Origin of the sequence: Roseateles chitinivorans, assembly GCF_002761755.1 — a bacterium.
In the GTDB taxonomy this organism is placed as follows: Bacteria; Pseudomonadota; Gammaproteobacteria; order Burkholderiales; family Burkholderiaceae_C; genus Roseateles; species Roseateles chitinivorans.
Genome location: NZ_PEOG01000029.1, coordinates 1 through 26826, shown reverse-complemented (window position 1 = coordinate 26826; position 26826 = coordinate 1). Strand labels below are relative to the sequence as shown.

27 protein-coding genes are annotated in these 26826 nt (G+C 63.7%); 4 read left to right on the top strand and 23 right to left on the bottom strand.

What is annotated here, in order from left to right:
• Positions 1–42: 42 nt before the first annotated feature.
• The 5 genes from gtfA to CS062_RS12310 all read right to left on the bottom strand — a co-directional run bounded on the left by gtfA (position 43) and on the right by CS062_RS12310 (position 7534).
• Positions 43–1569 (bottom strand): sucrose phosphorylase, encoded by a 1527-nt coding sequence (gtfA, locus tag CS062_RS12330; RefSeq protein ID WP_099861925.1) that lies wholly within the window; start codon positions 1567–1569, stop codon positions 43–45.
• Positions 1566–2909, bottom strand: coding sequence for an MFS transporter (locus tag CS062_RS12325; protein WP_099861924.1), 1344 nt, complete (start codon positions 2907–2909; stop codon positions 1566–1568). Before CS062_RS12325 ends, gtfA begins: the two co-directional genes overlap by 4 nt.
• Positions 2906–3880: a PfkB family carbohydrate kinase gene (locus tag CS062_RS12320; protein ID WP_099861923.1), complete on the bottom strand. Its 975-nt coding sequence runs from the start codon at positions 3878–3880 to the stop codon at positions 2906–2908. The genes CS062_RS12325 and CS062_RS12320 overlap by 4 nt, the downstream gene beginning before the upstream one ends.
• 7 nt (positions 3881–3887) lie before the next feature.
• The gene (locus CS062_RS12315) at positions 3888–6197 is read right to left on the bottom strand and encodes a TonB-dependent receptor (RefSeq protein ID WP_158238767.1); all 2310 of its coding nucleotides are present in this window, start codon (positions 6195–6197) and stop codon (positions 3888–3890) included.
• A 290-nt stretch (positions 6198–6487) separates the two neighbouring features.
• Positions 6488–7534, bottom strand: a complete 1047-nt coding sequence (locus CS062_RS12310) for a LacI family DNA-binding transcriptional regulator (RefSeq protein WP_233218032.1) — start codon at positions 7532–7534, stop codon at positions 6488–6490.
• A 252-nt stretch (positions 7535–7786) separates the two neighbouring features.
• Between CS062_RS12310 and yqhD the strand changes: the two genes are divergently transcribed.
• The gene (gene yqhD, locus CS062_RS12305) at positions 7787–8950 is read left to right on the top strand and encodes an alcohol dehydrogenase (protein WP_099861921.1); all 1164 of its coding nucleotides are present in this window, start codon (positions 7787–7789) and stop codon (positions 8948–8950) included.
• Between the two features lie 82 nt (positions 8951–9032).
• A complete protein-coding gene (locus tag CS062_RS12300; RefSeq protein WP_099861920.1) occupies positions 9033–9938 on the top strand; it encodes an AraC family transcriptional regulator in 906 nt (301 codons plus the stop codon).
• A 12-nt stretch (positions 9939–9950) separates the two neighbouring features.
• Here the strand turns inward: CS062_RS12300 and CS062_RS12295 are convergent, their stop codons facing one another.
• Positions 9951–10961 (bottom strand): hypothetical protein, encoded by a 1011-nt coding sequence (locus CS062_RS12295; RefSeq protein ID WP_099861919.1) that lies wholly within the window; start codon positions 10959–10961, stop codon positions 9951–9953.
• A gap of 102 nt (positions 10962–11063) precedes the next feature.
• Positions 11064–12476, bottom strand: coding sequence for a S8 family serine peptidase (locus CS062_RS12290; protein WP_099861918.1), 1413 nt, complete (start codon positions 12474–12476; stop codon positions 11064–11066).
• A 71-nt stretch (positions 12477–12547) separates the two neighbouring features.
• On the opposite strand from CS062_RS12290, the gene CS062_RS12285 reads away from it, so the two are divergent.
• Both CS062_RS12285 and CS062_RS12280 read left to right on the top strand, forming a co-directional pair.
• Positions 12548–13045, top strand: a complete 498-nt coding sequence (locus CS062_RS12285; protein ID WP_199174232.1) for an RNA polymerase sigma factor — start codon at positions 12548–12550, stop codon at positions 13043–13045.
• Positions 13042–14040: a hypothetical protein gene (locus tag CS062_RS12280; protein ID WP_143742333.1), complete on the top strand. Its 999-nt coding sequence runs from the start codon at positions 13042–13044 to the stop codon at positions 14038–14040. Before CS062_RS12285 ends, CS062_RS12280 begins: the two co-directional genes overlap by 4 nt.
• Before the next feature lie 111 nt (positions 14041–14151).
• Here the strand turns inward: CS062_RS12280 and CS062_RS12275 are convergent, their stop codons facing one another.
• The 16 genes from CS062_RS12275 to CS062_RS12255 form a co-directional block, all read right to left on the bottom strand.
• On the bottom strand, positions 14152–15339 hold the full coding sequence (locus CS062_RS12275) for a DUF4382 domain-containing protein (protein ID WP_099861915.1): 1188 nt from the start codon (positions 15337–15339) through the stop codon (positions 14152–14154).
• A 178-nt stretch (positions 15340–15517) separates the two neighbouring features.
• Complete coding sequence (locus CS062_RS12270) at positions 15518–16216, bottom strand: Imm49 family immunity protein (protein ID WP_158238766.1); 699 nt, start codon at positions 16214–16216, stop codon at positions 15518–15520.
• Positions 16217–16546: 330 nt separating this feature from the next.
• On the bottom strand, positions 16547–16774 hold the full coding sequence (locus tag CS062_RS25840) for a hypothetical protein (RefSeq protein WP_158238765.1): 228 nt from the start codon (positions 16772–16774) through the stop codon (positions 16547–16549).
• 181 nt (positions 16775–16955) lie between these two features.
• Positions 16956–17393 carry a hypothetical protein gene (locus CS062_RS25835; protein WP_143742331.1) on the bottom strand — a complete coding sequence of 146 codons (438 nt, stop codon included), beginning with the start codon at positions 17391–17393 and terminating at the stop codon, positions 16956–16958.
• A 356-nt stretch (positions 17394–17749) separates the two neighbouring features.
• A complete protein-coding gene (locus tag CS062_RS25830; RefSeq protein ID WP_143742330.1) occupies positions 17750–18232 on the bottom strand; it encodes a hypothetical protein in 483 nt (160 codons plus the stop codon).
• Between the two features lie 226 nt (positions 18233–18458).
• On the bottom strand, positions 18459–18959 hold the full coding sequence (locus CS062_RS25825) for a hypothetical protein (RefSeq protein WP_143742329.1): 501 nt from the start codon (positions 18957–18959) through the stop codon (positions 18459–18461).
• A 46-nt stretch (positions 18960–19005) separates the two neighbouring features.
• A complete protein-coding gene (locus CS062_RS25820) occupies positions 19006–19437 on the bottom strand; it encodes a hypothetical protein (protein ID WP_143742328.1) in 432 nt (143 codons plus the stop codon).
• A 694-nt stretch (positions 19438–20131) separates the two neighbouring features.
• Positions 20132–20581 (bottom strand): DUF7919 family protein, encoded by a 450-nt coding sequence (locus CS062_RS27470; RefSeq protein ID WP_497006788.1) that lies wholly within the window; start codon positions 20579–20581, stop codon positions 20132–20134.
• Between the two features lie 378 nt (positions 20582–20959).
• Positions 20960–21823: an Imm49 family immunity protein gene (locus tag CS062_RS12265; protein WP_099861914.1), complete on the bottom strand. Its 864-nt coding sequence runs from the start codon at positions 21821–21823 to the stop codon at positions 20960–20962.
• Positions 21824–22021: 198 nt separating this feature from the next.
• On the bottom strand, positions 22022–22471 hold the full coding sequence (locus CS062_RS27425) for a DUF6911 family protein (RefSeq protein WP_438270475.1): 450 nt from the start codon (positions 22469–22471) through the stop codon (positions 22022–22024).
• A gap of 60 nt (positions 22472–22531) precedes the next feature.
• Entirely contained in the window at positions 22532–22678 is a 147-nt protein-coding gene (locus CS062_RS26185; RefSeq protein WP_158238764.1) for a hypothetical protein, read from the bottom strand.
• Between the two features lie 275 nt (positions 22679–22953).
• Positions 22954–23511 carry a hypothetical protein gene (locus tag CS062_RS25815; RefSeq protein WP_143742327.1) on the bottom strand — a complete coding sequence of 186 codons (558 nt, stop codon included), beginning with the start codon at positions 23509–23511 and terminating at the stop codon, positions 22954–22956.
• 225 nt (positions 23512–23736) lie between these two features.
• The gene (locus tag CS062_RS26180; protein WP_158238763.1) at positions 23737–23898 is read right to left on the bottom strand and encodes a hypothetical protein; all 162 of its coding nucleotides are present in this window, start codon (positions 23896–23898) and stop codon (positions 23737–23739) included.
• Between the two features lie 369 nt (positions 23899–24267).
• On the bottom strand, positions 24268–25134 hold the full coding sequence (locus CS062_RS25810; RefSeq protein ID WP_143742326.1) for a DUF6882 domain-containing protein: 867 nt from the start codon (positions 25132–25134) through the stop codon (positions 24268–24270).
• A gap of 8 nt (positions 25135–25142) precedes the next feature.
• Positions 25143–25385 carry a DNA/RNA non-specific endonuclease gene (locus CS062_RS27370; RefSeq protein ID WP_368372854.1) on the bottom strand — a complete coding sequence of 81 codons (243 nt, stop codon included), beginning with the start codon at positions 25383–25385 and terminating at the stop codon, positions 25143–25145.
• Positions 25385–26826 (bottom strand): pre-toxin TG domain-containing protein (locus CS062_RS12255; RefSeq protein ID WP_233218031.1); only part of this gene is annotated, 1442 nt, incomplete at its 5' end. The genes CS062_RS27370 and CS062_RS12255, both read right to left, overlap by 1 nt.

The window sequence follows — 26826 nt, the reverse complement described above, 5'->3', positions numbered from 1 at the left end:
GATGGGGCCGCTCGGGCGGTCATCCACCCGCCAGCTATTCGGTCAGGGTGTCGGTGATCCGCTGGATCCGAGGGCGTCGAAGCGCAAGGTCGTCTCCCGGCCCGAGGCTTCGGAGAAGCGCAGGCCGTGCCGCGCCGGATCCTTGAAGTCGACCCACAGCTCCGCGCGATGCTCCCCGTGGGTCCAGGCGAGCCGAAGCTCGGTGTCGCCGCTGCCGAGCAACTCGAACTGGCCGCCGAAGGCCGGATGCGCGTTGCGCAGCTCGATCAGCTGCAACAGCTGCCGGACCACGTCCGCGCGCAGGCGCTCGTCGATCTCGGCGCGGGTGTAGTGATGGCGGTTGATGTCCCGCCCGACGCCGGTGCGCTGCAGCAACGCCAGGTCGTTGCGTCCGGCCAGCAGGCCGACGTAGTACACCTGCGGAATGCCCGGCAGGAAGAACTGGATCGCGCGCGCCAGCAGGTAGTCGCGCTCGTTGCCGCCCAGCGCGTCGAAGAAGGTGCAGTTGACCTGGTACAGGTCGAGGTTGGAGGCCGCCGCGCCGGTGGCCAGGCGGCTCTCGCCCTGGCTGTTGCGGTGGATCCATTCGACCAGCGCATCCAGCTCCTCCGGCGGCACCAGTCCCGGCGATCCCGCGCGGTCGGCGGCGTCCGCGCCGATGTCGATGATGCCGATGCCGTCATGCGTGTCGAGCACCGTCAGCGCATTACGGGGCCGCATCTCCGCCCACTGCTTCAGCGGCCCGGCGGTGCCGAAGGCGAAGGCATGCAGCACCAGCGGCGGCAGCGCGAAGTCGTACACCCAATCGACCTGGCGCGCGATCTCGATCTGGCGGCGGTAGTAGCTGTGCACCTCGACCAGCACCTCGATGCCCAGCGCCCGGGCCTTCGCGCTGAAGGCGGCGATGAAGGCGAAGGTCTCGGGCATCATGAAGCACGAGCGCCCTGCCCGCTTGATCGCATAACCCGCCGCATCCAGCCGGATGCTGCGGATGCCGACCGAAGCGAAGCGCCGCAGGATCGCCTCCAGGTAGGCCTCGCCGCTCGGATGCTCGACGTCGATGTCGATCTGCTGCGGCGTGAAGGTGGTCCAGAAGATGCGCCGCGCATCGCCCGCCGGCAGCACCGTCAGCGGCAGGCCGGGACGCGGCCGGTAGACCGCGGTCAGCAAGGCCTCGTTCGCGCCGTCGGGGAAGACCGCGTCCAGCGTCAGGAACAGGCCCGCATGCTCGGAGGCCTCGCCATGCGCCTGGTAGTCGAGGAACTGCGGCGACTGCGAGGACATGTGGTTCACGATCACGTCGGCCATCACGTCCAGGCCGCTCTCCGGCGCCGCCAGCGCCGCCAGGTCGGACCAGTCGCCCAGGCGCGGATCCACCCGCGTGTGATCGATCGGATCGAAGCCGGCGTCGGCGCCGTCGATCGGATGGAAGAACGGCAGCAGGTGCACGCCGCCGAAGCGGCCGCGCAGCGGGTTGTCCTCGCCCTGCGTCAGCAGCGCCTGCAGCGCGCGCAGGTCCCCGCCGCCCAGGCGGTCGACATAGGTGATGAGTTGGACTTGGTTCTTCATGGACGGTCGAGGGTGACGGGGGGCGGGAGCGAGGCCGCGCGCGCGGGCGCCTTCACCCGCAGCGTGGCCAGCGCGGCCAGCAGCATCAGCGTGCCGGCCAGGCGCAGCACATTGGCGGGATCGCCGTGCAGCACCGTGTCGTAGAGCAGCGGCAGGGTGAGCATCTGCAGCAGCATCGGGATCACGATGAACATGTTGAAGATGCCCATGTAGACGCCGGCCCGCTCCGGGGGAATGCAGCCGGCGAGCATCACGTACGGGTTGCCCATCATGCTGGCCCAGGCCACGCCGATGCCCAGCATCGGCAGGAACAGCCAGGCGCGCTCGCGCACCAGCGGCAGGCTCCACATCGCGATGCCGGCGGCCACCAGGCAGGCCGCATGCACCCGTCGCGCGCCCAGGCGTCGCGTCAGCGGCAGCATGGCCAGGGCGGCGAGGAAGGCAACGAAGTTGTAGAAGCCGCCGATCTGCCCGTTGAGCAGGCCGGCCTCGCGGAAGCCGGCGGAGGACGCGTCGCTGGTGCCGAACAGCGAGCGCGCCAGGCTCGGCACGATGTAGATCCAGTAGCACATCATGGCGTACCACTGGCACAGCTTCATCCACCAGAGCCGGCGCATCGTCTCGGGCATCTCGCGCAGCGCCGAGACGATCTCGCCGGCGATCGCGCCGGGCGTGCGCGGCTGGGCGCGCAGCGCATCGAGCTCGCGCGGCGTCATCGGCAGCTCCGGCACGCGGCGCACCGACCACCACACCGTGGTGAACGACAGCAGCGCCCCCAGCCCGAAGGCCACCGTCGTCGTCTGCGGGATGTGGTTGCCGCCGACCGCGTCGCGGCTCATCCCCATCGCCACCAGCAGCGACGGCGTCAGGTAGGCCAGCGTCTGCGCCAGGCCGGTGAAGGCGCTCTGGATCATGAAGCCGGGCACGTGCTGCGACTCGTCGAGCCGGTCGCTGACATAGGCGCGGTACGGCTCCATCGTCATGTTGTTGGCCGCATCGAGGATCCACAGCAGGCCCGCGGCAAACCACAGCGCCGGGCTCATCGGCATCAGCAGCAGCCCCAGGCTGCACAGCAGCGCGCCGAACAGGAAGTACGGCGTGCGCCGGCCCCAGCGGGTCACCGTGCGGTCGCTGACCGCGCCGACCAGCGGCTGCACCAGCAGCCCGGTCACCGGGCCGGCCAGCCACAGCAGCGGCAGCGTGGCCTCGTCGGCGCCGAGGTACTTGTAGATCGGGCTCATGTTGCTCTGCTGCAGACCGAAGCTGAACTGGATCCCGAGGAAGCCGACGTTCATGTTGACGATCTGCGCCAGGCTCAGGCGCGGCTTGATGCCATTCATGTCTGCTCCGGCACGGCCAGCGCGGCCCGCCAAGGTTCGAAGAACGCGGCATGCGCCGGCACCGGCCCGCGCTCGCCGCACATCGCCGCGGCCATCCCGTTGGCCAGTGCCAGCGACCTCGCCCAGCCCTGCCCCCGCAGCAGCGCCGCCAGCAGCATCGCGCTGAAGGCGTCGCCCGCGCCCACCGTGTCCACGCAGCGGATCAGCGCGACTGCCGCGCCCTGGATCGGCGGCCGCTCCTCCTCGGCGCCTTCGAAGCCCAGGTAGCCCTTGGCACCGCGTGTCACTACCAGCCGCTGGAGTCGATAGCGGCGCATCAGCGCCCGGCCGGACCGGATCAGCGACGTGGTCTCGTCCGCGGCATCGCGCGGCAGGTCGAACCAGTCGGCCAGCCGCGCGAGTTCCTCGTCGTTGACCTTGACCCAGTCGGCCGCGGCCAGGCATTCCTCGGCCAGCTCGGCGTTGTCGCTGCCGGGACGCAAGTTGAGGTCGAGGTACCGGATCGACGCGCCGCGCGGGCAGGCGTCGAGGATACGGCGCATCGCCGCGCGCGACGCCGGATGCCGCCGCGCCAGCGAGCCGAAGTACACCAGCCGCGGCCGGTGCGCCGCGATCCAGTCCAGCACCGGCCCCGCCTCGAGGTGATCCCAGGCCGCCTCCTCATGGATGTGGAAGCGGTGCGTGCCGTCGCCGGCCTCGATCACCGTCACCAGCCCGGTGGCATGGGCGGCGTCGCGCTGAACGCCCGAGTCGTCCAGGCCAAAGCGGGCCATGCTGGCGAGGAGCATCTCGCCGGCCGCGTCGCCCGGGTTCAGGCGGCTGGCCAGGTGCGCCGGCAGGGCCAGTGCGGCCAGCCCGCGCGCCACGTTCAGCGGCGCGCCGCCGGCCACCGGGCCGTCGACGAAATCGTCGACCAGGGCCTCGCCCAGCAGCAGCACCGGCCGCTCGGCCTGCGGTGTCTGATCGTGCATGCCGGCCTCAGAAGTCGATCTTCAGCGTGGCGCGCAGCGTGCGGCCGTTGAGCGCGCGGGCGGCGTGGCCGTCGCCCTCGATCTCGGTGTAGGCCAGCTTGTCGAAGAGGTTGTTGGCCGACAGGCCCAGCATCACCTTCTCCGTCAGCGCGTAGTTCACGAAGGCATTGACCACCGCATAGGCCTTCATCGTGATGGTGTTGGCGTCGTCGCCGTAGGACTTGCCCGAGCCCACCACCGCCGCGCCCAGCTCCAGGTCGCCGACCGTGTACGACGGCGCCAGTTGCCACACCAGGGCCGCCTGGCGGCGCGGCTTGTTGCCCACCAGCGTCGCGTCGTTGGCGCTGCGGATGCGGGCATGGGTCCAGGTCGCGCCGGCGGTCAGCCGCCAGGGGCCACTGGTGTAGGCGCCTTCCAGCTCCAGGCCGCGGGCACGGTAGCGGTTGGCGGTGAAGGTCCGGGTCGTGACCTCGTAGTTGCTCTCGTTGGTGCGGGCGTCGAAGGCGGTGACGAACAGGCTCAGGCCGGACTTGTCGCGCCACTTCAGGCCGAGCTCGGTCTGGTCGATCTCGTTGATCGCCACCGGCACCGAGCCGTCCAGCGGATTGCCGTAGAGCAGGCGATCGGCGGAGAAGGCCACGCCGTTGCTGACGCGCCCGAACACCGCCAGGTCGCTGCTGACCGTGTAGTTCACGCCGCCCGAATAGGAGGTGTGGGAGACCTTGTAGTCCACCTCCTGGCGCGAGGCCGGATCCCAGCTCCGCGTCTGGGCATTGCCGGCCAGCGTGTAGCCGCTGGCCCGCTGGCCGTCGCGGCGCACGCTCAGGTCGACATTGACCGGCCCGCCCTCCCAGGCGAGCGCCAGGTAGGGCGAGGTCTGCGTGTACTGCACGTCGAAGGTCCGAGCGCAGCAACCGCCCCAGGTGTCCCAGCCGCTGCTGACGGGCAGCGTCGACGGCTGCCCGGCGGCATCGACGACGCGGGCGCTGTTGTTGCTGAAGCTCAGGTTGTACTGGTTCCAGAACCAGGTCTGCGCCACCTGCTGCACGCCGTTGAACAGGCCGCCGAGCACCGTCGCCGAGCCACCGGCCAGCGCGAACTTGCGGCTGAGCTTCAGGTCGTTGAAGGTGTTGCCCAGGTCGTCCAGCGAGGTGTTGAACAGCGTGCCGGTGAAGAAGGCGTTGGCGCCGTTGTTGCCGTTGTCCGCGGGGAACAGCGCCATGAAGCGGCCCGAGTTGCTGGTGCGGCGGAAGCGATCCTCCAGCGTCCAGCCTTGACCCAGATCCAGGCTGGTCTCCAGCCCGATGGCGAAGCTCTTGACCCGCAGTCCGTCGCGGGTGCTCGTGGTGACGGCATTGCCGTTCCTGTCGACGGTGGTATCGGCAGGCAGGCCGGAAGTCAGGAAGAAGGCCTGGCGCGGGTCGATACCGGCGACGGTCCGGATCTGGCCGTCGACGACCTGCACCGGCACCGGCATCAGCGAGGGCGTGCGGTCGTCCAGCGCCTTGACGTGGAGCCGCAGGTAGCCGGCATCGAAGGTCTGGGTCAGGTTGGCCTTGATCTGGCCGCCCTGCTCCAGCGTGCGGCCGGTCGGGCGGCCGCCCTCGCCCTGGCGCTGGAAGCCGCCGATGTGGAAGCTGGTGCCGCGCCCCAGCGAGCCGCCGTAGTCGGCCTCCAGGCGCCACAGGCGATGGTCGAGGCCGCCGGTCAGCGCCATCGATCCGCCCTGCTCGCCCTTGCCGGTCTTGCTGATGAAGTTGATCAGGCCGCCCGGCGAGTTGCTGGCCAGCGTCGAGGCCGAACCGCCGCGCACCACCTCCAGCCGATCGATGTTGACGTCGGCGCGCAGGAACTGGTCGGCGGTGCCGAAGGCGATGTCGCCGAACAGCAGCACCGGCAGGCCGTCCTCCTGGATCTGCACATAGCGCGATCCGCCGGCCGACAGCGGCACGCCGCGCACGGTGATGTTGGCATTGCCCTCGCCGCCGGAGGACTCGGAACGCAGGCCCGGCACCGCGCGCAACAGCTCGGCCGCGCTGGTCGCGCCGGTCTTGGCGATCTGCTCGCTGCCCATCGAGCTGATGGACAGGCTCTGCTTCATCTTGCTGGTCTTGGTCGAGGCGCCGGTCACGACGACCTGGTTCAGCGACAGCGCGTCGGACGGCGCGTCCTGCGGCGCCGCTGCGCTGGCGGGCTCGCTGGCCGAAGACGGCGGCGACGAGGCCTCGGGCGTGGCGGTCTGGCTCCAGGCAGCGGGGAAGGCCAGCGAGAGGGCGATCGCCAGCGGCAGCCGGCGCAAGGGCGAGGAAGGACGCATGTCGGGTGTCTCCGGGTCGTTATGCCGCGCCGCCCTCGACGCGGGGCCGCGTGGTTCGCCGCACTGGCGGCGGCCTGAGTGCATTGTGGTCGACCCGTCCATTCATTGCAATCGATTGCAAAGCAGCGAAAACCCTAAGACGACACCACGCAACTCAACGAGCAACGCTTCGTCAAAGGAATACGCCCGGTCGTCCGTTCAACGCAGCCCAGGAGAATCGAACCGGAAATGCAATCGGTTGCAATCGAACCCGGAGGACGATTGCGACGACCCCCGTCGGCCCTACGGCCTCAGCCCGTCGCCCGCAGTGAACTGTCGCGAACGACGAGGTGGACCGGCAGCGTCAGCGGCGCGACCCGCTCGCCGGCGAGCATCTGCATCAGCGCGTCGACCAGGGCTTCGGCGGCTTCGGCCACCGGCTGGTGGACAGTGGTCAGCGCCGGCGTGCCATAGGCGGCGAGCGCCATGTCGTCGTAGCCGGTGACGGACACCTCCGCCGGCACCGAGCGCCCTGCCGCGCGCAGCGCCCGCACCGCCTCCAGGGCCAGCAGGTCGGAGCAGGCCATCACCGCGTCGACCTCCCGGTGCGCGGCGAAGAAGGCTTCGATGGGCGCGCGCGCGGCCGCGGGCGCGAAGGACACCGGCAGTTCCAGCGCGGGGTCCGGCGCGAGGCCGGCGTCGCGCAGCGCCTGCCAGTAGCCCTGCCGGCGATGCAGCACCTCCGGAAGACGGGCATCGCCGAGGAAGGCGATGCGGCGACGGCCGGCCTCGATCAGGTGCCGCGTGGCGAGCAGGCCGCCCGCGTGGTTGTCGCCGCCGACGGTGCAGTACAGCTGCTGCGGCAGCTCCGCGCCCCAGACCACCACCGGCATGTGCCGCGCGGCCAACTCGTTGAGCTGGTCGTGGTGGCGCCACTGGCCGATCAGCAGCAGACCGCAGGCCTTGCCCATCTCGACGCCGCGCATCGCCTGGTCCAGATGGTCCGCATCGACGCGCGAGAGCAGCATGTCGAAGCCGCGCGCGGTCAGCACGTCGGCGATGGCGCCGACGATGGTCAGGAAGAAGGGATCGGAGATGTGCTGCCGCGAGTCGCGGTCGTAGGGCACGACCACGGCGACGGTGCGGTTCTCCTGCAGCCGGAAGCTCTTGGCGCCGAGGTTGATGGTGTAGTTCAGCGACTTGGCCAGTTCCTCGACCCGCCGACGCGTCTCCGCGTTGACCAGCGGACTGCCGTTGAGGCAGCGCGACACCGTCGAGACGGACACGCCGGCCATCCGCGCGATGTCCGCCATCTGCAAGCGCCGCCGGTCGGCGGCCTCCCTCTCATCCGATTTCATGAACACGACCTTCTCGAGCGAATCGCGGTGAGTTTCGCAGAAGGCCCTGGGGGCATGGCGCCAGGGCGCCGCTCCGGCGGCGACGCGCAGACGGCGGAGGCGGAGCGGTCCGCATTCCTTGCCCATTCATCCCCACCGAAGCAGGAATGGGCAAGACGAAAGCAGTTTCGTGCCTTGCCGGTTCCTCGGCCGCGGCGGAACAATCCGCCCCATCGAGTCGATCCTTCGATCACTGCCACGGAGCCGAAAGCCATGAACAACTTCATCCTCAACACCCCCACCAAGATCCTCTTCGGCCAGGGCCAGATCGCCCAGCTCGGACAGGAGATTCCCGCCGACGCCCGGATCCTGATCACCTACGGCGGCGGCAGCATCAAGAAGAACGGCGTGCTCGACCAGGTCCATGCGGCGCTGGCCGGCCGCACGGTGCTGGAGTTCGCCGGGATCGAGCCCAACCCGACCTTCGAGACGCTGATGAAGGCCGTCGAGGTGGTCAAGGCCGAGCGCATCGATTTCCTGCTGGCCGTCGGTGGCGGCTCGGTCGCGGACGGGACCAAGTTCATCGCCGCGGCCGCGCGCTACCAGGCCTCGCCCGATGCGTGGGAGATCCTGCTGACCCGCGGCGCGAAGGTGGCCGACGCGGTGAAGATGGGCGTCGTGCTGACGCTGCCGGCCACCGGCTCGGAGTCCAACAACGGCGCCGTCATCAGCCGCCGCGAGACCGGCGACAAGCTGCCGTTCTTCTCGCCCTTCACCTACCCGGTGTTCGCGGTGCTCGATCCGGCGACGACCTACTCGCTGCCGGCGCGCCAGGTCGCCAACGGCGTCGTCGACGCCTTCGTCCACACCGTCGAGCAATACCTGACCTACCCCGCCGAGGGCCGGATCCAGGACCGCTTCGCCGAGGGCATCCTGCAGACGCTGATCGAGGAAGGCCCGCGCGCGCTGGCCGAGCCGGAGAACTACGACGTCCGCGCCAACGTGATGTGGAGCGCGACGCAGGCGCTCAACGGCCTGATCGGCGCCGGCGTGCCGCAGGACTGGGCGACGCACATGATCGGCCACGAGCTCACCGCGATGCATGGCCTGGACCACGCACAGACGCTGGCGATCGTGCTGCCGTCGGTGCTGGCCTACAAGAAGGAGCAGAAGCGCGCCAAGCTGCTGCAGTACGCGGACCGCGTCTGGGGCCTGCGCGAAGGCACCGAGGCCGAGCGCATCGACGGCGCGATCGCGGCGACGCGCGGCTTCTTCGAGCAGCTCGGCGTCAAGACCCGCCTGTCCGCCTACGGCCTGGACGGCAGCACCATCCCGGCGATGATCGCCAAGCTGCGCGAACACGGCGGCACGGCGCTGGGCGAGCACCAGGACATCCGCCTGGAGGACAGCCAGCGCATCCTCGAAGCGGCCCGCTGAGCCGACGCCCCTCCTGCCCATCCCCTCTCGCGGCGCGGGTGGCCCCTTGGGGTCTCCCGCGCCCGAGGTCCTTCGAGGCGCCATGGCGACCATCCTCAACGACAGCATCCGCCGGCGCATCATCGACGCCGCGACCCGTTTCTCGACCGGGTCCTTCGCGACGCCCTCGCCGGTGGCCGGCGTCCGCGTGCTCTACACCGAGACGCCGCATCCCCGCACGCCGGTGCTCTACGAGCCCTCGATCGTCATCGTGGCGCAGGGGGCGAAGATCGGGCATGTCGGCGACCGGACCTTCCGCTACGACGCGGACAACTACCTGCTGCTGACGGTGCCCCTGCCCTTCGAGTGCCAGACGATCGCGAGCCGGAAGGAGCCCTTCGTCGGCGTGTCGATCGACATCGACACCGCGATGCTGCAGGAGCTGCTGATCGACCTGGAGGACGAGGACTTCGACCGGCCCGCCAGCCTCGAGTGCCCGGGCGTCAACAGCGCGCGCTTCACCGAGGAGGTGCTCTGCGCGCTCGAGCGGCTGGTCGACGCGATGGACCATCCGCGCGACGCCAAGGTGCTGGGCCGGCTGATCGTCAAGGAGATCGTCTACCACGTGCTCTGCGGCGAGAGCGGCGCGGCGCTGCAGGCGCTGGCCCATCGGCATACCCATTTCGCGCAGGTGACCAAGGCCCTGCAGCACATCGAGTCGAACTACGCCAAGCCCTTGAACGTCGAGCAGCTGGCCAGGCTGGTGAACATGAGCGTGTCGGCCTTCCATCACAACTTCAAGGCCGTCACCAACACCTCGCCGCTGCAGTACGTGAAGAGCTACAAGCTGCACAAGGCGCGGCTGATCATGCTGAACGAAGGCGTGAAGGCCGGCGTTGCCGCCACGCGGGTGGGGTATGAGAGCCCGTCGCAGTTCAGCCGCGAGTTCAAGCGCTACTTCGGCGCCACGCCGCTGGACGAGGTGGCCCGGCTGCGGGCGCCGAGGTAGCCGGCGCGGCGCTCACTGGCTGCCGGCCTTGCCCGCCTTGGCGTCAGCCGACGCGCTCACGCTGCCCTGGCCGGCGACGCGATGGCCGTCCCGGCTCGCCTGCGCGGAGCCGGCGGCCTTCGCATTCCCGCTGGCCTGCGCGCCATGGGTGCGCTTGGGCGATGTCGACGCGGCAGGCGCAGGGGTCGTGCCAGTCCCGCTCGTGCCAGTCCCGCTCGTGCCGGTGCCGCTCGTGCCGGTGCCGCTGCTGCCGCTGCTGTTGTTATTGGCGTTGCCGTTGTTGCCGTTGTTGCCGCCGCTCAGGCTGCCGGCGCCGATGCCAGCGCCATGGCCGGCCGTCGACCCGTTGCCTGTGCTGGCGCCCTCGCCGGCTGCGGAGCCCTTGCCCGAGGTCGCGCCATTCCCGATCAACGAGCTGTTGGGCGCTGAAGGCATCGCGTCGGCGCCGCCTTCCGACGGCGACCGCGACGATGCCAGCTGCGCGCTCCCCGTTGCCATGGCGGCACCTTCCGCGCTCACTTGACGGGCCTGGCCCGCCGCCTGGTCCAGTTGGCCGCCAGCCGCGCTGGCCGCACCGCCCACGCGGGCGACGCCGTGCTCAGCGCGTTCGTTCAACGAGGTCGCGGCGCCAGCGGCCTTGTCCTGCGCGCGCGTCGCCAGGTCCTGTGCGCGGCCGACACCGTCCTGCGCCCGCTCCGTCACCTTGCCGCGGGCATCCTCCACGCCGTCGCTGACCTTGCCCGTCGCCTGCTGCGCGCGATCGGTCACCTTGCCGGCCGCCTGGTCCGTGCGATCCCGCGTGTGCTGCAGCGCATCGCGGCCGCGGCTCAGGTCGGGTCGCTGACCCAGTCCGCCAAGCCCGCCCAGGCCGCCGCCGATCTGCCCGCTCGCGCCGCCCGAGAGGCCGCCACCGCCGCCGAGCAGGCCCGCTTGCGCCGGCTGCGCCATCGCGCCGAGGACGGCCACCAGGGTGCCCGCCACGACGGGCCACAGACGTTGGGGGTGCTTCGAAGTTGCGTTCATGTCGATCTCCTGGTTCGAGGGCCCCGGAACCGTTCCGAGGCCTGCAAAGGGAGAACGTCACGGCCGGCGCGCTTCTTCCCGGCCAATTGCAACCAATGGTTTTCAGCGCAGGTCGCCGGCGCTCACCCGCAGCGAAGCGCCGACCAGGCCGATGCCATACACGTCGTCACGCCCCGGCGAGCCGAGATCGATCGCATCGCGCGCGAGCGCGTTGAAGACCGCCGATGACGCGACTCGATCGGGCGACGACAGGCGCGCGGCGAGCAGGCCCGCGACCAGCGGCGCGGCGAACGAAGTGCCACGCACCGCCAGGTAGCCGCGCCCGCCGGCCTCGGCGGCGACCATGTCGCTCCCCGGCGCGGCGAAGGCGACATGCGGTCCGCGCCCCGCTTCGACGAGCACGCGCCGGCGCGCGTCGACCCCGGTCACCGCGATCACGCCGGGCCACGCCGCTGGATACAACGGCGGCGCGGAAGGCCCGTCGTTGCCGACCGGGGCGACGATCAGCAGCCCCTTGTCCTGCGCGGCCTCCACCACGCGTCGCAGCAGCGCGTTGGGCGGTCCGACCAGGCTGATGTTGACCACGCCGACCCGCATCCGTGCCAGCCAGGCGAAGCCCTCGGCGATCGCCTGCACGCCGCCGCCAGCCTGGGACCCGCCCTCGCAATACACGTCCATCGCAAAGAGCCGGCCACGCGGCAGCGCACCGCGGAAGCCAACATCCGAATCACCGACCAGCAGCGACGCCACGGCCGTGCCATGCGCCGCAGGACGGGCCTGGCCCGCACAGCCCTGGCGAGTCAGCCCGACCTGCCGCAGCGCGGGATGGGCGGCATCGACGCCGCTGTCGATCATGCCGACGCGACGCTCGCCGGTGGTGCCTCCTTCGGTGCCGCCCCTCGCGGTCGCGCCTGCGCCGATGCCTGCGGATGGGCTTGCTGGCTGGGCCGCGGCCGCGCCCCGACCGGACGACGGCGGCGCGCCGTCCAACGGCGTTGCCTCGCCGGCATCCAGGTAGACATGGTGATAGTCGTAGCTGCCGTCCGGATCCTCGGCGCGCAGCTGCGCGATGCGTGCGCCCAGCGCTGCCGGCGAGGTCCTCGCTGGCGCGCGCAGCCGCAGCCAGGCGAGATCCAGTCCGTCCAGCCGCGTCTCCTCGACCAGCTCCCACCCGTCCATCGCCAGCAGCCGCTGCCGAGCCGCCTCCGACGACGGCAGCGCGAGCACCTCGCCGATGAACACCAGTTCGTCCACCGCGTTGCGCTGGAGCTGATCGGGATGGCGCTTGAGGAGCTGGTCGGCCAACCGCTCCCGCCAGCGCAGCGGATCCGCCGGCGCGAGCGTTTGGCTGGTCGAGGTCAACAGGGCCTCGGTGCGGCGCAGCAGCTCGCTGCCAGACGGGCGCCCGCCACCGGGCAGACCGGGCAAGCCGGGCAGACGGACCTGCGCCGACACCGGCAGCGCGGTGATCAAGGCCGCGGCCAGACCGAGGATCGGAAGCAATTTCAGGCTCATCGACGGATAACGTCCGGAACACGGAAGAAAATCCGCGCCGCCGTCGTTCTATTCATCAGGCATCCCATCGCATGAGCATATTGGAGTTGCAATCCGCCCTGGCCGCGCTGCTGCCGCGGCTGCGGCGCTTCGGCCGCAGCCTCACGCATCACCGCGAGGATGCGGACGACCTCGTGCAGGTGGCGGTGGAACGCGCGCTGCGGGCCTTGGACCAGTACGAGCCCGGCACGCGCCTCGACAGCTGGATGTTCAGGATCATGAAGAACGCCTGGATCGACGAACAGCGCGCCCGCGGACGGCGTGCCGAGGTGCTGGCGCCCGAGGAGGCCGGTGAGCAGGTCGGCGTGTCCGAGACGGGCCGCCACATCGCGCGCCTGTCGGTGCAGGCGGCGATGGCGAGGCTCCCCGAGGAGCAGCGCCTGGTGGTGAGCCTCGTGCTGGTCGAGGGGCTGCCCTACAAGGAAGCCGCGGCGGTGCTGGAGGTGCCGATCGGCACCGTCACCAGCCGGTTGGCGCGGGCAAAGGACACGCTGCAGCAACTGCTGGGCGACGGCGACATCGACGCATGAGCGGCGAAGGACAGGACATGAACGGCGCAATGGATTCGGGCCGCCAACGCGGCCAGGACGGCAATCGGGATCGCGACGCGGGTCGGGACCATGACCGGGAGCACGAGCAGGACCGCGGCGGTGACCGCGATGCGTCTCTCGACACCGCACAGGCGATGGATGACGCGATCCGTGTCGCCGCGTATGTCGATGACGAGATGGACGCGCCGGAGCGCTCCCGCTTCGAGGCCCGGCTGGCGGACGATGCGGCGCTGGACGCCGCAGTGGCGCGAGAACGGCGCCTGCGGGCGCGGCTCGCCGAAGCCTTCGACCCGGTGCTCGATGAACCGGTGCCCGAGCGGCTGAGCGCCCTCTTCGCGGACCGCACGGCCACCACCGAACCGGCGCTCGATCCTGCGCTCGACCTCCCAAGCGAACCGAGGCCCGTCCCCTCCACCAGGCCAAGCGTCGAGCCCATCGATCTTGGCGAGGAGCGTCGACGCCGCCGCGGCGGATGGATGGCTTGGGGCGGCATGGCGGCAAGCCTGGCGCTGGGCGTGCTGATCGGCGCGACAGCGCTGGCGCCGCGCGGTGAGCTCGAACGCGCCGCCAATGGGGGCTGGCGCGCCGACGGTGCGCTCGCCCAGGCGCTGGACGGGCAGTTGTCCGGCGCGCCGGTCGCCGGCTCCGCCACCCGGGTGGGTCTCAGCTTCCTGTCGCGCGACGGTCAGTACTGCCGCGCCTTCACCGTCGGCGCGACGGAGGCCGGCACTGCGACGGCGGGGCTGGCCTGCCGCGGTGGGAACACCTGGCAGGTGCGGCAACTCGCGACGATCGCATCGGGATCGGCATCGGCTTCCCCGACCGCATCGATACCGGCCGCATCGGACGCATTCCGCACGGCCGCCTCACCGTGGCCGCAGGCGCTGCTCGACGAGATGGATCGGCTGCGGGAGGGCGATCCGTTGTCGAGCGCGGACGAGCGGGACGCGATGCGTCGCCACTGGCGGCGCTGAGCACCGAGCGGCGCCTGGCGCGCTCAGCCTCAAGCGCCGCGGGCCGCCATGGCGGCCGCTGGTCAGCCCGTCATGCGGCGCCCCAGACGGGACGCCGCGATGACGGATCCCTCAAGGGAAGGTGAAGTTGGTGGTCGTCGTCGCGCCGGCGGTCAGCGTCAGCGGGCCGGCCGTCTTCGTCGCAAGGCCGGAACTGGCCTCCAGCCCGTACTTCGCCGCGGCGCCTGCATCCGCCGCGAAGCTCAGCGCCCCCAGCGGTGCGACATAGGCCGCCACCATCGGGGCGCTGGTCGGCAGGGTCATGCTGTAGGCGCCGGTGGTCGCATCGACGCCGCGGGTCGCGACCTCGATCTTTTCGCCGCTGAGCAGCGATTGGGTCGCGCGCACGCTTGCGTCGATCGGTGTCAGGCTGGTCGTGACCGTGCCGGCCGCGGTGCCGCTCATCGAGACACCCAGGCTCAGCGGCGAGGTGGCGCCGTTCAGCAGGGTGACGGTGGAGGCGGCGACGGTCAGCCCGGTGACCACGTCGGTGGTGCGCCCCGGCGCGGTGATGACGAGCGTGTAGCTGCCCGGCGCGACCGGCTGCAGCAGGAACTTGCCGGTTGAATCGGGCGCGGTCGCCTTGACCACCACCCCGCCCTGCTGGACCGACACCATCGTCGCGCCATTGGCCACGGTGCTGTCGACATAGCCGCTGACGCCCGACACGAAGTTGGGCGTGACGGCAACGACCGGCTTGAGCAGGTACTTGCCGGAGTTGCCGGCTGTCACCACCGACTTGCAGGCGTCGAAGTCCAGCACGAAGTCGGCGAGCTGGTTGGCGGCGATGGTGATGTCGACGTTGAGCTTCACGCCGCTCTGGATCGCGCTGGGCGTGTCGAGCGCGACCTCGCTGCCGCCGGTCGGAACGATCGAATTCAGCAAGGGATTGCTACCGCCGTTGGCGGCGAGCACGAGGCGCATCTGCGTGTAATGGCCGGCCTGCAGCGGAATCTGCCCCAGCGAGGCGAGGACGCCGTTGGTCAGCGTGAGCAAGTCGACGCGCTTGGGCGTGCTGAAGTTCAGCTCGGCCCAGCCGGCGTCGGAGTCGGTGGCGGTGGCGCTCTGATGGACGCGGATCTTCTGGATGGCGACGTTGACGTGGTCGAAGCCGCAGGTCGGGGCGTCGGTCAGGGAAAGGCCGAGCGTGCCCATGTTGGCGGCGGGCGGGTCATCGCCGCCGGAGCCTCCGCCGCAGGCGGAAAGCAGACTGAGAACTGCGGCCGCGAGACCGGCCGCGAGGGGACGAGTGAATTTCATGATGGCTCCTTGCCAGTCAGCTGCCGCCTGGACGCGGGTCTCGGCCGATGGGTACGGAGAGCGTACGCCTCGCGCCTCAGCAGAGGTGATGCGAAGGGGTGCGAAGTATCACGAGATGCAACGAGCCACCGCTTGCTACCGAAGAATCCCAGACGAAAGGCGCCTCGGGCGACATGCATCAGGGCTTTTGAGCGGGGGACCATGTTGCCCACTCGCCCTCGAATGGTTGCCAAATATCGAAACTCTGCATGAAGGGCCACGGGTCCTTGTAGTCCTGAAGAGGCTTTATCGGAAGCCATTCACGAGGAACCCAGGGAGATTCGACCTCGATCTCAAAGCCGTGACGCCATGCAATCTTGGCGTAGAGGGTTGCATGCGTGGCGAGGAGGCTCTCAGTAAATCCAAAGGCTGCGCCGTAGTTTCTGATTTTTGCAACCTCTGGACTCGTCAGGCAATTCAGTGCCGCCTCCATACCCCTCCGGTCTCCGTTCGCCAAAGCCAGATAGAAGCGGTGGTCTACGAGAAAGTCCTGTCCCACCGCTTTTGGAAGGCCGAGAATAAGCTCACAGCGCTGCCCCAATTCTTCCCACTCGCCCCGAAGAGCCAGTAAAGCTTGGTAGCTGTGAAAGGTCACCGTTGCGGGATTCTCCTTGTTCAGCGACTCATCACCGCGCTCATCGTCGTGAATAAAAAATGCAACACGATGCCCTTCATACCAATGCAAGACATTTTCGTGATCAGACAGAAGCGCATAAAGCAGCTTATAGGCAGGGAACCAACGCCAGGGTTCCAGTTGAAGAATCATTCTTTGGATCTTCGCAGCAACATAGGCCCACTGCTTGTGCTCATCGAGGTCCTTTCGTTCAAACCACGCCATGAGCGACCGTGCTTCTGCATGCATTAGCACGCTGCTCAGGCAGCCTTCGCGTGATCCCTTCCCTATATTAAGAAGTTCTATGGCTCGATCCGCAGGACGTTGACCTACGTGCTTAACGCCTCGTTCAATGCTCTTCTCGTAACTTGAAGTTGTCATGTACTTTTCTTTAGGGTTGTTCAGGAGGTTCCGAAGGGCGGGGATTGCAAAGGAGAAACTCGCAAGGCAGTCAAGCCGCCACCTTAAAGGCCCCGAGGCCACTCCGAGTACTCGGGAGTAGCCCAGAGATCCAGGGAATCGGGGAACCGTTCGAAGCCCTTATCACTCGAAGCCTTACAGTTCAAGCGGCAAAGGACGATAGGACTCCCGAAACAAGCGCTCCCAAACTCGCATCTGGAATATTTGCAGACTTCTGGCGTGCTCTTTCACGTCGCCCGTGGCCCGCCGCATCAGCCATTTTTCAATAGCTGCATCTGCATGAATCGCGTTCGTAAGATCCATCGAAAACAGTTGGGCATCATAACCATAGTGTTCAGCTTCATCCTCAGAGAAGGGAAGCATGATCAATTTGGCATGACGAAGGAAACATCTTTCATGGCGTGACTCCCCTCGTATTCGCCGGCCACACCGCTGTTTTGACTTGCAAAACTATTCGCCACATGTCCTTCCGCCACCCGTCGCACATCCAAGCAATATGCGAGTTTCTCCATCACACCAAAAGCAGCCGCCCCTTATTTTCCGCTTATGGTCGTTCAGCGGTCGGAATTAATGACATGCCGTTAGCAGAGAGCGCCTCATAAAACTCGTCACGTCGCTCTGGATGTTCAACTACAAAATTTCGACAGCAATCTTCAAAAAGGGTGATGAAGTCGGACTTTGTATAAATACCAAGCGGGGAGAAATAAGACCAAAACCCGGGGTCGGCCCAGGCATAATATGCATCATCTTCCACGGGAGTGGGAGAAATCACATCACTGGCGCGATTGCGCCATTGGCCGATTTCCGTGTATTGCTGAGAATCGAATGGCACCCCCTCTTGGATCAATTGGGTCATGTGCCTCATCACATCTCCCGGACGAAAATACCCCTCGCCGCCTGTAATAACAAGCATCACGGCGAGCGCGAATGGGGCATGTTCGGAAAATGAAAATTTCCCGGAGAGCAAGTACGAGGCTTTCATTTCTTCATACCGGGGGCTGCGAGTTTATATTCACGCATATCCCGACTGCCTTAATGGGAATCAGAACTCTGGGAGGCAAACTATCGATGATGCAAGCCGTTTTGCCGCCTACTTGAAATCCTGATCGCATTCAGTCTCGTGCATCCATATCCAGTCGTTCCACCGAATCTTAGACCCGCCTTGTTGAACCGCTGGCGGCTAGGACTGGGGGCAGCTGTGCCAAGTGTGGCTCCTTCTTGGCATGCTAAGCCTAGCCGTCTTTGGAGCTGTAGCTGTCGTTGTCGGTCTCAGGGGATATGGCAGTAATAGCTCAGGCGGTCTAGTCATCCGAATACTTGAAGCTGCGACCCACTTCGCTATTGGTCCATTGCTCCCCAATCTTCGTCCCGAATGTCTGGACCCAGCCTGGCTTCGCGTTTCATCGTCTTAATCGTTTGAACCACGTCGTCGATGTCATGGACCAACTCGTCCCTTTGCTGAGCATTTAGGTTTCTAACCAACGCAAAGCGACCCACATCCAATGAACCAAGGAACTCAAGCAAAAAGTCGGCCACATTACGTGGAACGTGATTTAGAAGAGTAAGTCGCTTGGCAAGGGCAAGCCAAAATATTGGAAGTCGGCAACTGGGGTCAGAAAATCCCGCCAGATTCTCATTCAACATCCACCAAACGTGGTCCGAACGATCCTCCGGACCAAACCCCTCCCAAGCCTCAAGGAAGTGCCAGATTCCATACAGCTCGGAATAATAGTGCGTCAACTCCTCATACCTAACAGAATCCGAGCACTCCTCATATATCGCGTCAGCTGTAGCTTTTAGGCGCGGATTTTCAAGCAACATCAAATGCTCCTAGGACGACTCAGCGTGGGAATTTTTAGCTTAGGTGGAATATGGTGGTTTGGTTCACCGCCCGAAGCTGCCGTTCAACATGCTTGTTCGGTGACATGGTAAGGCTTCCGCTGGAACTTGAGGTTCTCCGAAACGCCCCACCTTTGAGGAAAGTGGTGCCTTCCGCGATCATCTGACTGACTCCCGTCTGAAGGCAACTAAATAGGCATACGAGCGTTTAGCTGCCCTGCCCAAGATGCGGATCGGAAATATAGGAAACATCACCCAACCGGACACCGATCCTCTCGAAGCGCTGAATTATTTCCGCTAAGAACCGCTGTCGCCCCTCCTCCTTTTCCTCTCCATACGTTTCCGAGAATTTCAGGCCCACGTTCTCCATCAGGTCTCTTCCCGCTTTTGATAGCGCGATTTGCGGGCCACCCCAAGCCGCTCTTCCGGCGAGCAGTTCGTCGAATTCAAAAGGATTAAATTTCATCAGTTCTTGGGCATAGTCAAGAGGTCCATGGAAACCGAGTTCACCGCCGCCAAAAAGAACACCTTGCGGTAGAAGATCGAGCATTCCGGAAGCCAGCCCGGCATAAATAAAGTCAACGGCCACTTGGCGAATCTCAAATTCTTCAAGAGAAGTACCCGTCACTAAAGAGCTAGGAGCGACTGAATCGCAGGTTAAATGGTCCACAAGCCAGTGTTCCAGCCAATCCAGTACTTCTTGCTTCATCTTCACCCCTTTGGGAACTTGAGTTAGATGGAACTTGGTGCCCTTTTTATCCAAATTCACGGCCAAAAGGCGCTTTAGTGCCTTCCGTCGCTTGGTTATACAAGAGCAACGTGAGCCCGGCTCCCAACGGCACTCCTGCGGAGCTGATCATGAGACTCGTGTTGACCTCGACGCGCAGCGCTTCCCGATTGAACTCGTCGATGCCGTTGAATGTCCTGGAACGCCGTCGCGACAAGAGCGCGTCGACTATGAAATCGCAGCTCCAGTGCTGATCGGTTCGCACGAGCGGTGCAATGGCCGCCTGATACGTGCCGGCAATCGATTCTTGCCGCGCCTCGCAGATTGAGCTTGAGATCACAGTACACACGCCGCATCGCGGTCTTCCCCAGGGCTTGCCTCGATGGTGAGCACTGTCGTAGATCAGGCCGAAGCCATGCCGCGGCTTCACCGCGATGTGCTGTTCGAGGAACTCGATCAACCCGCAATCATCGAAAGTCACGGCCCTGTAGTGCAACGTGAATCCTGCGATCCCGCTGGCTCGACAAGTTCGACGTTTGCTCAAGCCGTGGTCCGCCGCCTGCGCTTACACGACCTGCTCACGACGCGCCGGGGCAGAGCTTTCTCTCGATGACGTCCTTGAGCGCGCTGTGCATCAGCGCCAACCCTGCGTACATGCACTTGAGCTGCGCGTTCTCGTCCTGCAGCACTCGCAACGGCGCCCGTTCCCCGCCCCTGCCTCACCTGCCTCACCTGCCTCACCTGCCTCACCTGCGTCGCCTGCAACGGCACGTCGCACCCGGCCTACGCCCCCCACTCTTGGAGAGATTCTTATCGTTGAACTCAAACTGCGCAGAGGATTTCATTCAGTTTTCGAATTCGCCGAAGCTCGGGTCGTCGTGAGGACGAAAATCGTGCGCTCGCTGAGTTTACTCAGCAGGGGAAGATCAGCAGCCCGCCCAATGCGCTGAAGGGCAGATAGTCCAACTCTTCGAGAATCACCATGTCGGCGTGAGCCGATCGATGCGCCGTCTGACCACGCTGTTGCAGAGCTTCTCCTGATCGAGTTGATAGGCCCATGGTGGAGATTGCAACGGAGCGGAGGCTTGCCCGCTTGTCTCACGAGGCGTGCGCTTGGCATGGCCATATATCAAGCTCGTCCGCCAAAAGACGCTTCACCCGCGCCCGTTCACGTCAGATAGCCATCCGTTCGCTTTGAGTTTCTCTCGGTAGAACGAATTCCCGTCAAATGAATGAGTCGGAGACAGGCGAACGACCGCTTCCAAGTATTCCTCAGGAGGGCGATAGCCGTGAGTCTCAACAAAGTGAGCTATCAGAATCGGAGATGCAAAAACCCGATCACCATCCGGTATCCACAACTCTGACTCCATGAGCGCCCTTCCATGCCGCTGCTCGGTCAAAGGGCCGCATACCGGGCAAACCGGAAAGGCTCTCACCGGCTCGACAATACAACCGGGGTGAAAGTCTCCAAACACGAGCGAGGAGATTTTCTCAATAATTTCATCAGGCACCTCACCTTTACTGTATTGAATGAGATCAATCCACCCGACATTCCTCACGTTCGGAAACACATATGGCTCTACCATATGATGGTATACGCTCATATCTGGGTAAACACTCATACCTCGCTCATCTTGAAATATACTGGACCAGTTATGTGTAGACGTGCCGAGAACTCACACTCCATATCGCCTGCGCCTATAACCCAGCAATTCCAATCGCAATTGGACATATCCCTGTCGGGCGGCGGAGGCTCAGAGTATCCTTTGTGACTTGAATTCCTTCTTGGTAGGTTGGGCTTAACCGCTTTTGGCAGCTCTCGCTGCCAGTCAGGGCTATGGAGTGACGGCTTGGGCGGTCTAGCGGTGCGGAACTTATCTCAGCGTCGACGTGCTCACCTTAAGGCGGGCACCCCGGCAGTCGGCAGCATTGACGGCCGAGAGGTGACTGAATCCGGTACGGTCGGACTTCGGAAAAATCACCTATTGCAGTTGATTCTTTTGTGGCGACCACCCCTCCCAATCGCCTTCGAAGGGTTGCCAGATGTCAAAGGTCTGCATGAATGGCCACGGGTCTTCATACTTCGCGAGAGGCTCGACCGGAAGCCATTTCCGCGGCACCCATGGTGAATTTATTTGAACCTCGTAGCCGTGGCGCCAAGCCACCTTGGCATAGATTGTTGCATGCGTGGCAATCAGGTTCTCTGTGAGACCAAAAGCGACACCAAAGTTGCGAATGCGCGCAACGTCGGGGCTTGTCAAGTGATTCAGGGCAAACTCCATTTCTGGTTTATTGCCCTCAGCCAACGCCAGATAAAAGCGATGGTCAATTAAGAAATCCTTCCCTTCAGGCGTTTCTGGCGCTGCGAGAATCCGCTCGCATCGTTTGTATAACTCCTCCCATTTTGGTCGTAGCGCAAGGTGGAGTTGATAGCTATGGAATGTAACTAGATTGGGATCATCCTTATTAACAGCTTCGTTACCTCGCTCGTCGTCCTGAACGAAGAATGGCAAACGGTGCCGACTGTACCAATCGATGACATCTTCACTGTCCGAGAGTAAGGGGAAGAGATGAGCGAACGCGGGTAGCCAACGCCAAGGTTCCGCTTGAAAGATCATCCTTTGGAGCTTCGCGGCGATATACGCCCATTGTTTATGACCACGGAGATCCTCAAGGGCGAACCAAGATCTCAAGCTTTGCGATTTTGAGTCGCTGAACAGTACATTCAAACATCCCAGTCGCGAACCCCGATTTTCGTTCAAAAGTTCAACAGCTTCTTGGTCCCAGTGATTTCCGAGATGCTCTACGCCCTTCTTGACGCTGGACTTGTAGTATGAACTATTCATTACTTAAGTATTAATGGGCAATACCGAGGGGACCAGTACAACCGACGCCTCAGACTTCCAATCGTTTCGCACGAATGTGCCAGTATTCTTGTTTGTCCGATGCTCGAGTTGTCGATGTGGCCCGACTAATGCCACTCGCGACCACCAAGCTTATGTCGCCGGTGGCCGCAGCGTCGTGGCAGATCCTCCGAGAAACACTCACGGACTGCGAAACCAAGGCGACTCGAATCCCTTGAGGTCGTTCCATTCAATTGCAGGATTATCAAAAGCTGCTTGAAACACTGCTTTGACAACCGCTAGGCTCTTACAAACCGTTCGTGCATCCCAAGCATGATCCGATATCACTATTGGAACGTCCGAGCGCTCTCCCTGACACCATTCCAGCAGACTCATTTTTTGATCTTCACTATTGACTCGAGCGATTATTCTGCAAGCGCCCGGCTCACAATCGAGAGCCAATTGGATCAGCCACGTTTCTTCCGGCTGAACGGCAGAAAGTCTCACCATCCCGCCCACATCGAAGACCGTAGATAAGGCGAGATCTACGTCCGACCACTGGACCCTCTCGTTCCTGGTCGTAAACGGCGAGTTGGACCCATGGGCCCGCCAAGAGAGTTCAAGCTGCACACTGGCACGCTCGCTTCCCATCCACGCTTCGCTCATTTCTTTTCGCCACCAATTGATTGTTGGAACCGCGTCTGCGTGGCGCTAGGCGCTGCTCGTGAAGTTGTCACCCAGGCGCTTCTGCGTCACGGTGGGACCGAGCGCCATCTGCTCCAGCAGGATGTCGCTGGAGAACCGTTCGCGGTAATTGGCGAAGCGCGGGGCTGTCTTGAATGAGTTGTTGGACGGCAATTGAGGTTGAGCCTTGTCGGCACCAGAAAGTCGTCCCGGTCACCCATTGCAACAAGGACGGCCCCCACCGCTCATCTATTAGTCGCTCTCCACTTTTCCAAGTGGTTTAAAGAGCCACTTTCGCCTCCTGTTATATCGCACTTTTACAGGGACCCATGTTTCGGAGCTTTCATTTGCCGATCTTTCGCATGCTCAATTCGCTGCTCATTCAGGATGACTCTCTCGCCTTGCCAGCACTTCGACCGCAATGCAGGAAACATGCGCAATACCCAGCACTAGTTCTTTAGGATATTTTGCTTCCAGAACTCGTAGGCACTCAGCAATCCATTCCGCGACTCACTCCCGTCCATGACACCGAAGGCAAACGACGTTGCCACACGAACAGGATTAATTACCCGATGGACAGCCCCTCCTATAACGGGCTGTCCATAGTCAGCCATGCTCTTACCCTTAAGAAAATGGATCCAAGACACTCCTGGGTTTTGTCGTATCATTACTTCGCCGTAATACATGCCAGTCGCCACAATAATTTCTCGCGAAGCATCCGTAAAATCCCATGGCGGTGACTGCTGATTCCGTGTGCTCCCGGCCCCGATGGAGAGGGGCACTCGTTCCAAGGAAAGCTGAATCCAATCAGCAAGCTGAAGCAAGGACTCCTCACGAAAGCTTGCTTTCCATTCCGAGAATCCTGGAGTACGCCAGATCTTTCCAAAAAGCTCATCGAGGCTATACGGCAGGTTCTCCATAAAGCCTTGGTAGAATTCCTGAAGCCCTGCTTTACCGATTCGGAAAAACACAGCAGAGTGCGCGTAGTAATTCTGAGTGAATTTCATGACTCACGAGATGTAATTTGGGCGATTTCCTCCGTCCGGGCCAAAGCAACCACCCCTTGTTTCCAATTATGGTCGCTCAGCGGTCGGAACTAGCGACATGCCGTTAGCGGCGAGCGCCTCACGAAACTCGTCACTTCGCTACGGGTGTTCGATTACAAAGTTTCGACAGCAATCTTCAGAAAGATTCACGAACTCCGCCTTCGTATAGATGCCAAGCGGCGATGCCTAGGACCCAAACCTGGGGGCAGCCCAAGCATAATACGCATCATCTTCCACAGAAAGGGAGAAATCGGCCCAGTTGCGGCCTTTTTCCAGCAGCGCAGACGTTGCAAGGTGATCGGCCGCCTCACGAATCTTGTGCTGATCGACGTCTACTTGATTCTTCATTTGCGGCTGCAAGCGCACTAATCGCTAGCACCCTTCCATGATTTCCAGGAAAGGTGGCCGAATTCTTCCATCCCTTGAATCTGCTTTCAGATTCAATCTCGAAACGGGGATCAGACAGTGCACGCTCGGTAGTCGAAATCGTCCAATTCAAGAACTTCCCGCATAACGGATGGCGATAATCCCCCAGGGCGATGTACACGGCATCTTCCATAAGCATCTCACAAGGGCCTTCCGGAGACGCCAAGCGCTCCCACATATGGAACGATCATTCCTCTGGTTGATCACAGCGGAAGCCATTAGACCGTCATCTCGCTGAAGATTTTCCATCACTTGATGGAACCGAATTTTGTCATTAGCGGCGTTCAATTCTCATTCATCACCTTCAAACGACTGAGCATGCGCCCGAATGTTTGAATATAACAAATAGACCCAAGTGCCATTCGAGTTTACTCGATAGACGCCATCGAGTTCGCTTTCCTTGGCAGCCATGCCGGCCCAAGCCCACACCCGAGGATCATCAGCAATCGCAGAACGATCTGTGAGTTCTTGAATTCCAAGCTGCTTTCCCACATTACGCAGCTTCAATGCTGCCATGCTTAGTTGTTCCGGAATCGATGGATTACCCCAAGACCAAAGAAAATCGCGACCGTCAATTCGATGCGTGCCAAGCACCTGCACCGCCCCTACAAGCGTACGCCCCTCCGGGAAAATCCAGCGAATTTCGCCGTGCGCCATGTCGAGATCCCAGCGTGCTTCGCTTCCTATCCCCCACTTCTCAGCATTAATCGCAGTCACCTTCTGCAACCATTTAAGAGCATCAGCTTCTCTCGCCTCCAAATTAAACGGTTCGACAGCGGGCATGGTGAGCATCTCAGCGGATTGCGGCATCTCAGTAGATTCGTCCCGCTCGTCATACCATGAAGGCTTCTCATAACCGAACTTTGCCGACATCTTTCCGTCTCTTTGTAAATCAAAGCAAATTGACCAAATCCTCGTTCCGGAACTCACGCGGAGTTCATCACGGATCTTCAAGAAGGTCTCGTCAATTGCGGTAATCGCCTGAAACGTCGGCTTCAGCCATTTCTTTTCACCGGCGGCACTTATCGACGAGAGTTCAATGCCACCGCAGCGATCCCCAAGGACCGGCGCCGAAATACATGCTGTCGTCCAGTCCGAACCTGCCAAACCGACAAGTACTTGAGCGAGTTGCACGTACAGAGGTTCAAGGTCCTTCATCTCTTCTCCTACTGCTTAAATACCGGAAATGTTTTAGGAATGCCATCGACTATTGCTGTGACGAGAAATTCGTTAGGACGAGGGCCACCTTTGGAAGGATAGGGAATATCAATTTTCATACTAATTGATTTACCATCCTTCAACAGCCCTTGAAGCTCTTTCTCCATGTCACGCCACGCGCCGCGATTCAGCGCAAACGACTGAGGAACGATATTGATTCTATCGCCTGCCCCGCCTAAAACCGTCGCGATCAGATGTCCGCCCTCGTCGCCGGCCTCGCAGCCTTTCCGGTTATCAGCTGGGCGTAAAGATTCCGATCCATTTTTTCAAGACTGAGTTCGCCGGCGACTTGCTTGACTCTTCCCGCAGCGTCCGTTACGTAGGAATGCCCATTGGTCAATACGTACGCCGCATCCTTCTGCAACTCGCCATTAATTGCTTTGCCCCAGTCCCCCCTGGCGCCGGGATCAACAATATTGATCTTCTTGATATCGCCGGCTTCGGACAACTCTCCGAGTCTCTTTGCGACGGCCTGCGCATCAACCGGCACACCCGCGAGCTTGCCCGCCTCCGCGATCTTCTCAGCAGCCATCGCGGCGTTGTCAACGCCCATGTAGGCCTTCGCATCCTGCATGAGGTAAGCAATGCGCCCTGGAATGTCCTTGGGCATGCGTTTGAAGAGGAAGCCCAGGACCGGGACGGCGCCGACCGCTGCCAGGTACTGATTTGTTTCTTCACCCGTCAGGATCGACTTGCCGGTGAGGGCTTGTGCAACGGATTCCGCCGTGCCGAAGACAGGCAGCAACTCGCCGACGGTCTGCGCAAGTTCGACGGCCTGCTTCTCGGTCAGTCCTCCGCCATTGGCAACAATGTGGAGCAGCGTGGAGGAGCTCTCGATCCTCGCCAGCTGGTAATCCATCCGCCGGTAGTCTTCTGCAGTGCAGTTGGCGCCGCACTTGTCGTAGAGCTGCGCGGCCGCCTTGTTCACGGCGTTTCGCACATCCCTGATCGGGCTCATCGTCCGATAGTTGTTCTCGGCTTCATTGAATGCAGCGGCGGCTCCGCTGGCTCCGCCCGCTGCAGCGCCGACAGTGGCGCTGGCGAGCGCAACCAGGTTCTTCGTCAATTCCGGATCGAGGCCTGCGTCAATGAGCGCGTCCCCAATCTTGGGCGCGGCGGCCGTACCTGCGGCTGCCCCGAGTGCCCCCTGCAAGTTGCCGGTCAGTCCTCCAACAATCGCATGCGCGGCGATGCGCAGAGAGCCATCAACGTCCCACTGCTCCTTCAGCTTCGCTGCCTCCGCCGCGAACGCATCGCCCTCCGGCGTCCCCTTCGCTTGGTCTGCCTTGGCCTCAAGGCGAGCGGCTTCGATCAATTTGCCCTTCGCGTACTCTGCGACCCGTGAGGAGGCCTCCGCCCCGAACTCCGCCACGATCTGCGCATTCACCTTCACCTGCTGCGCGAGCTTCTGCCCATCCCAGCCCTGCGCCAGCTTGCCCGCCGTCGCATCGTTGGTCGCGCCGCGGTCCAGCTTCTCCAGCGCCGCCTGGCTCGCCGCATCGCCGCTGGTGATCGTCGTGCTGCCCGCGCTGATCGTGCTGCGCGTGGTGCTGCGCTCGTCGCCGCTGTCCTTGAAGGCGCCCGCCATGCCGCCGCTCGTGCCCGCGCTCACCGTCACGGCGCTGGCGCTGA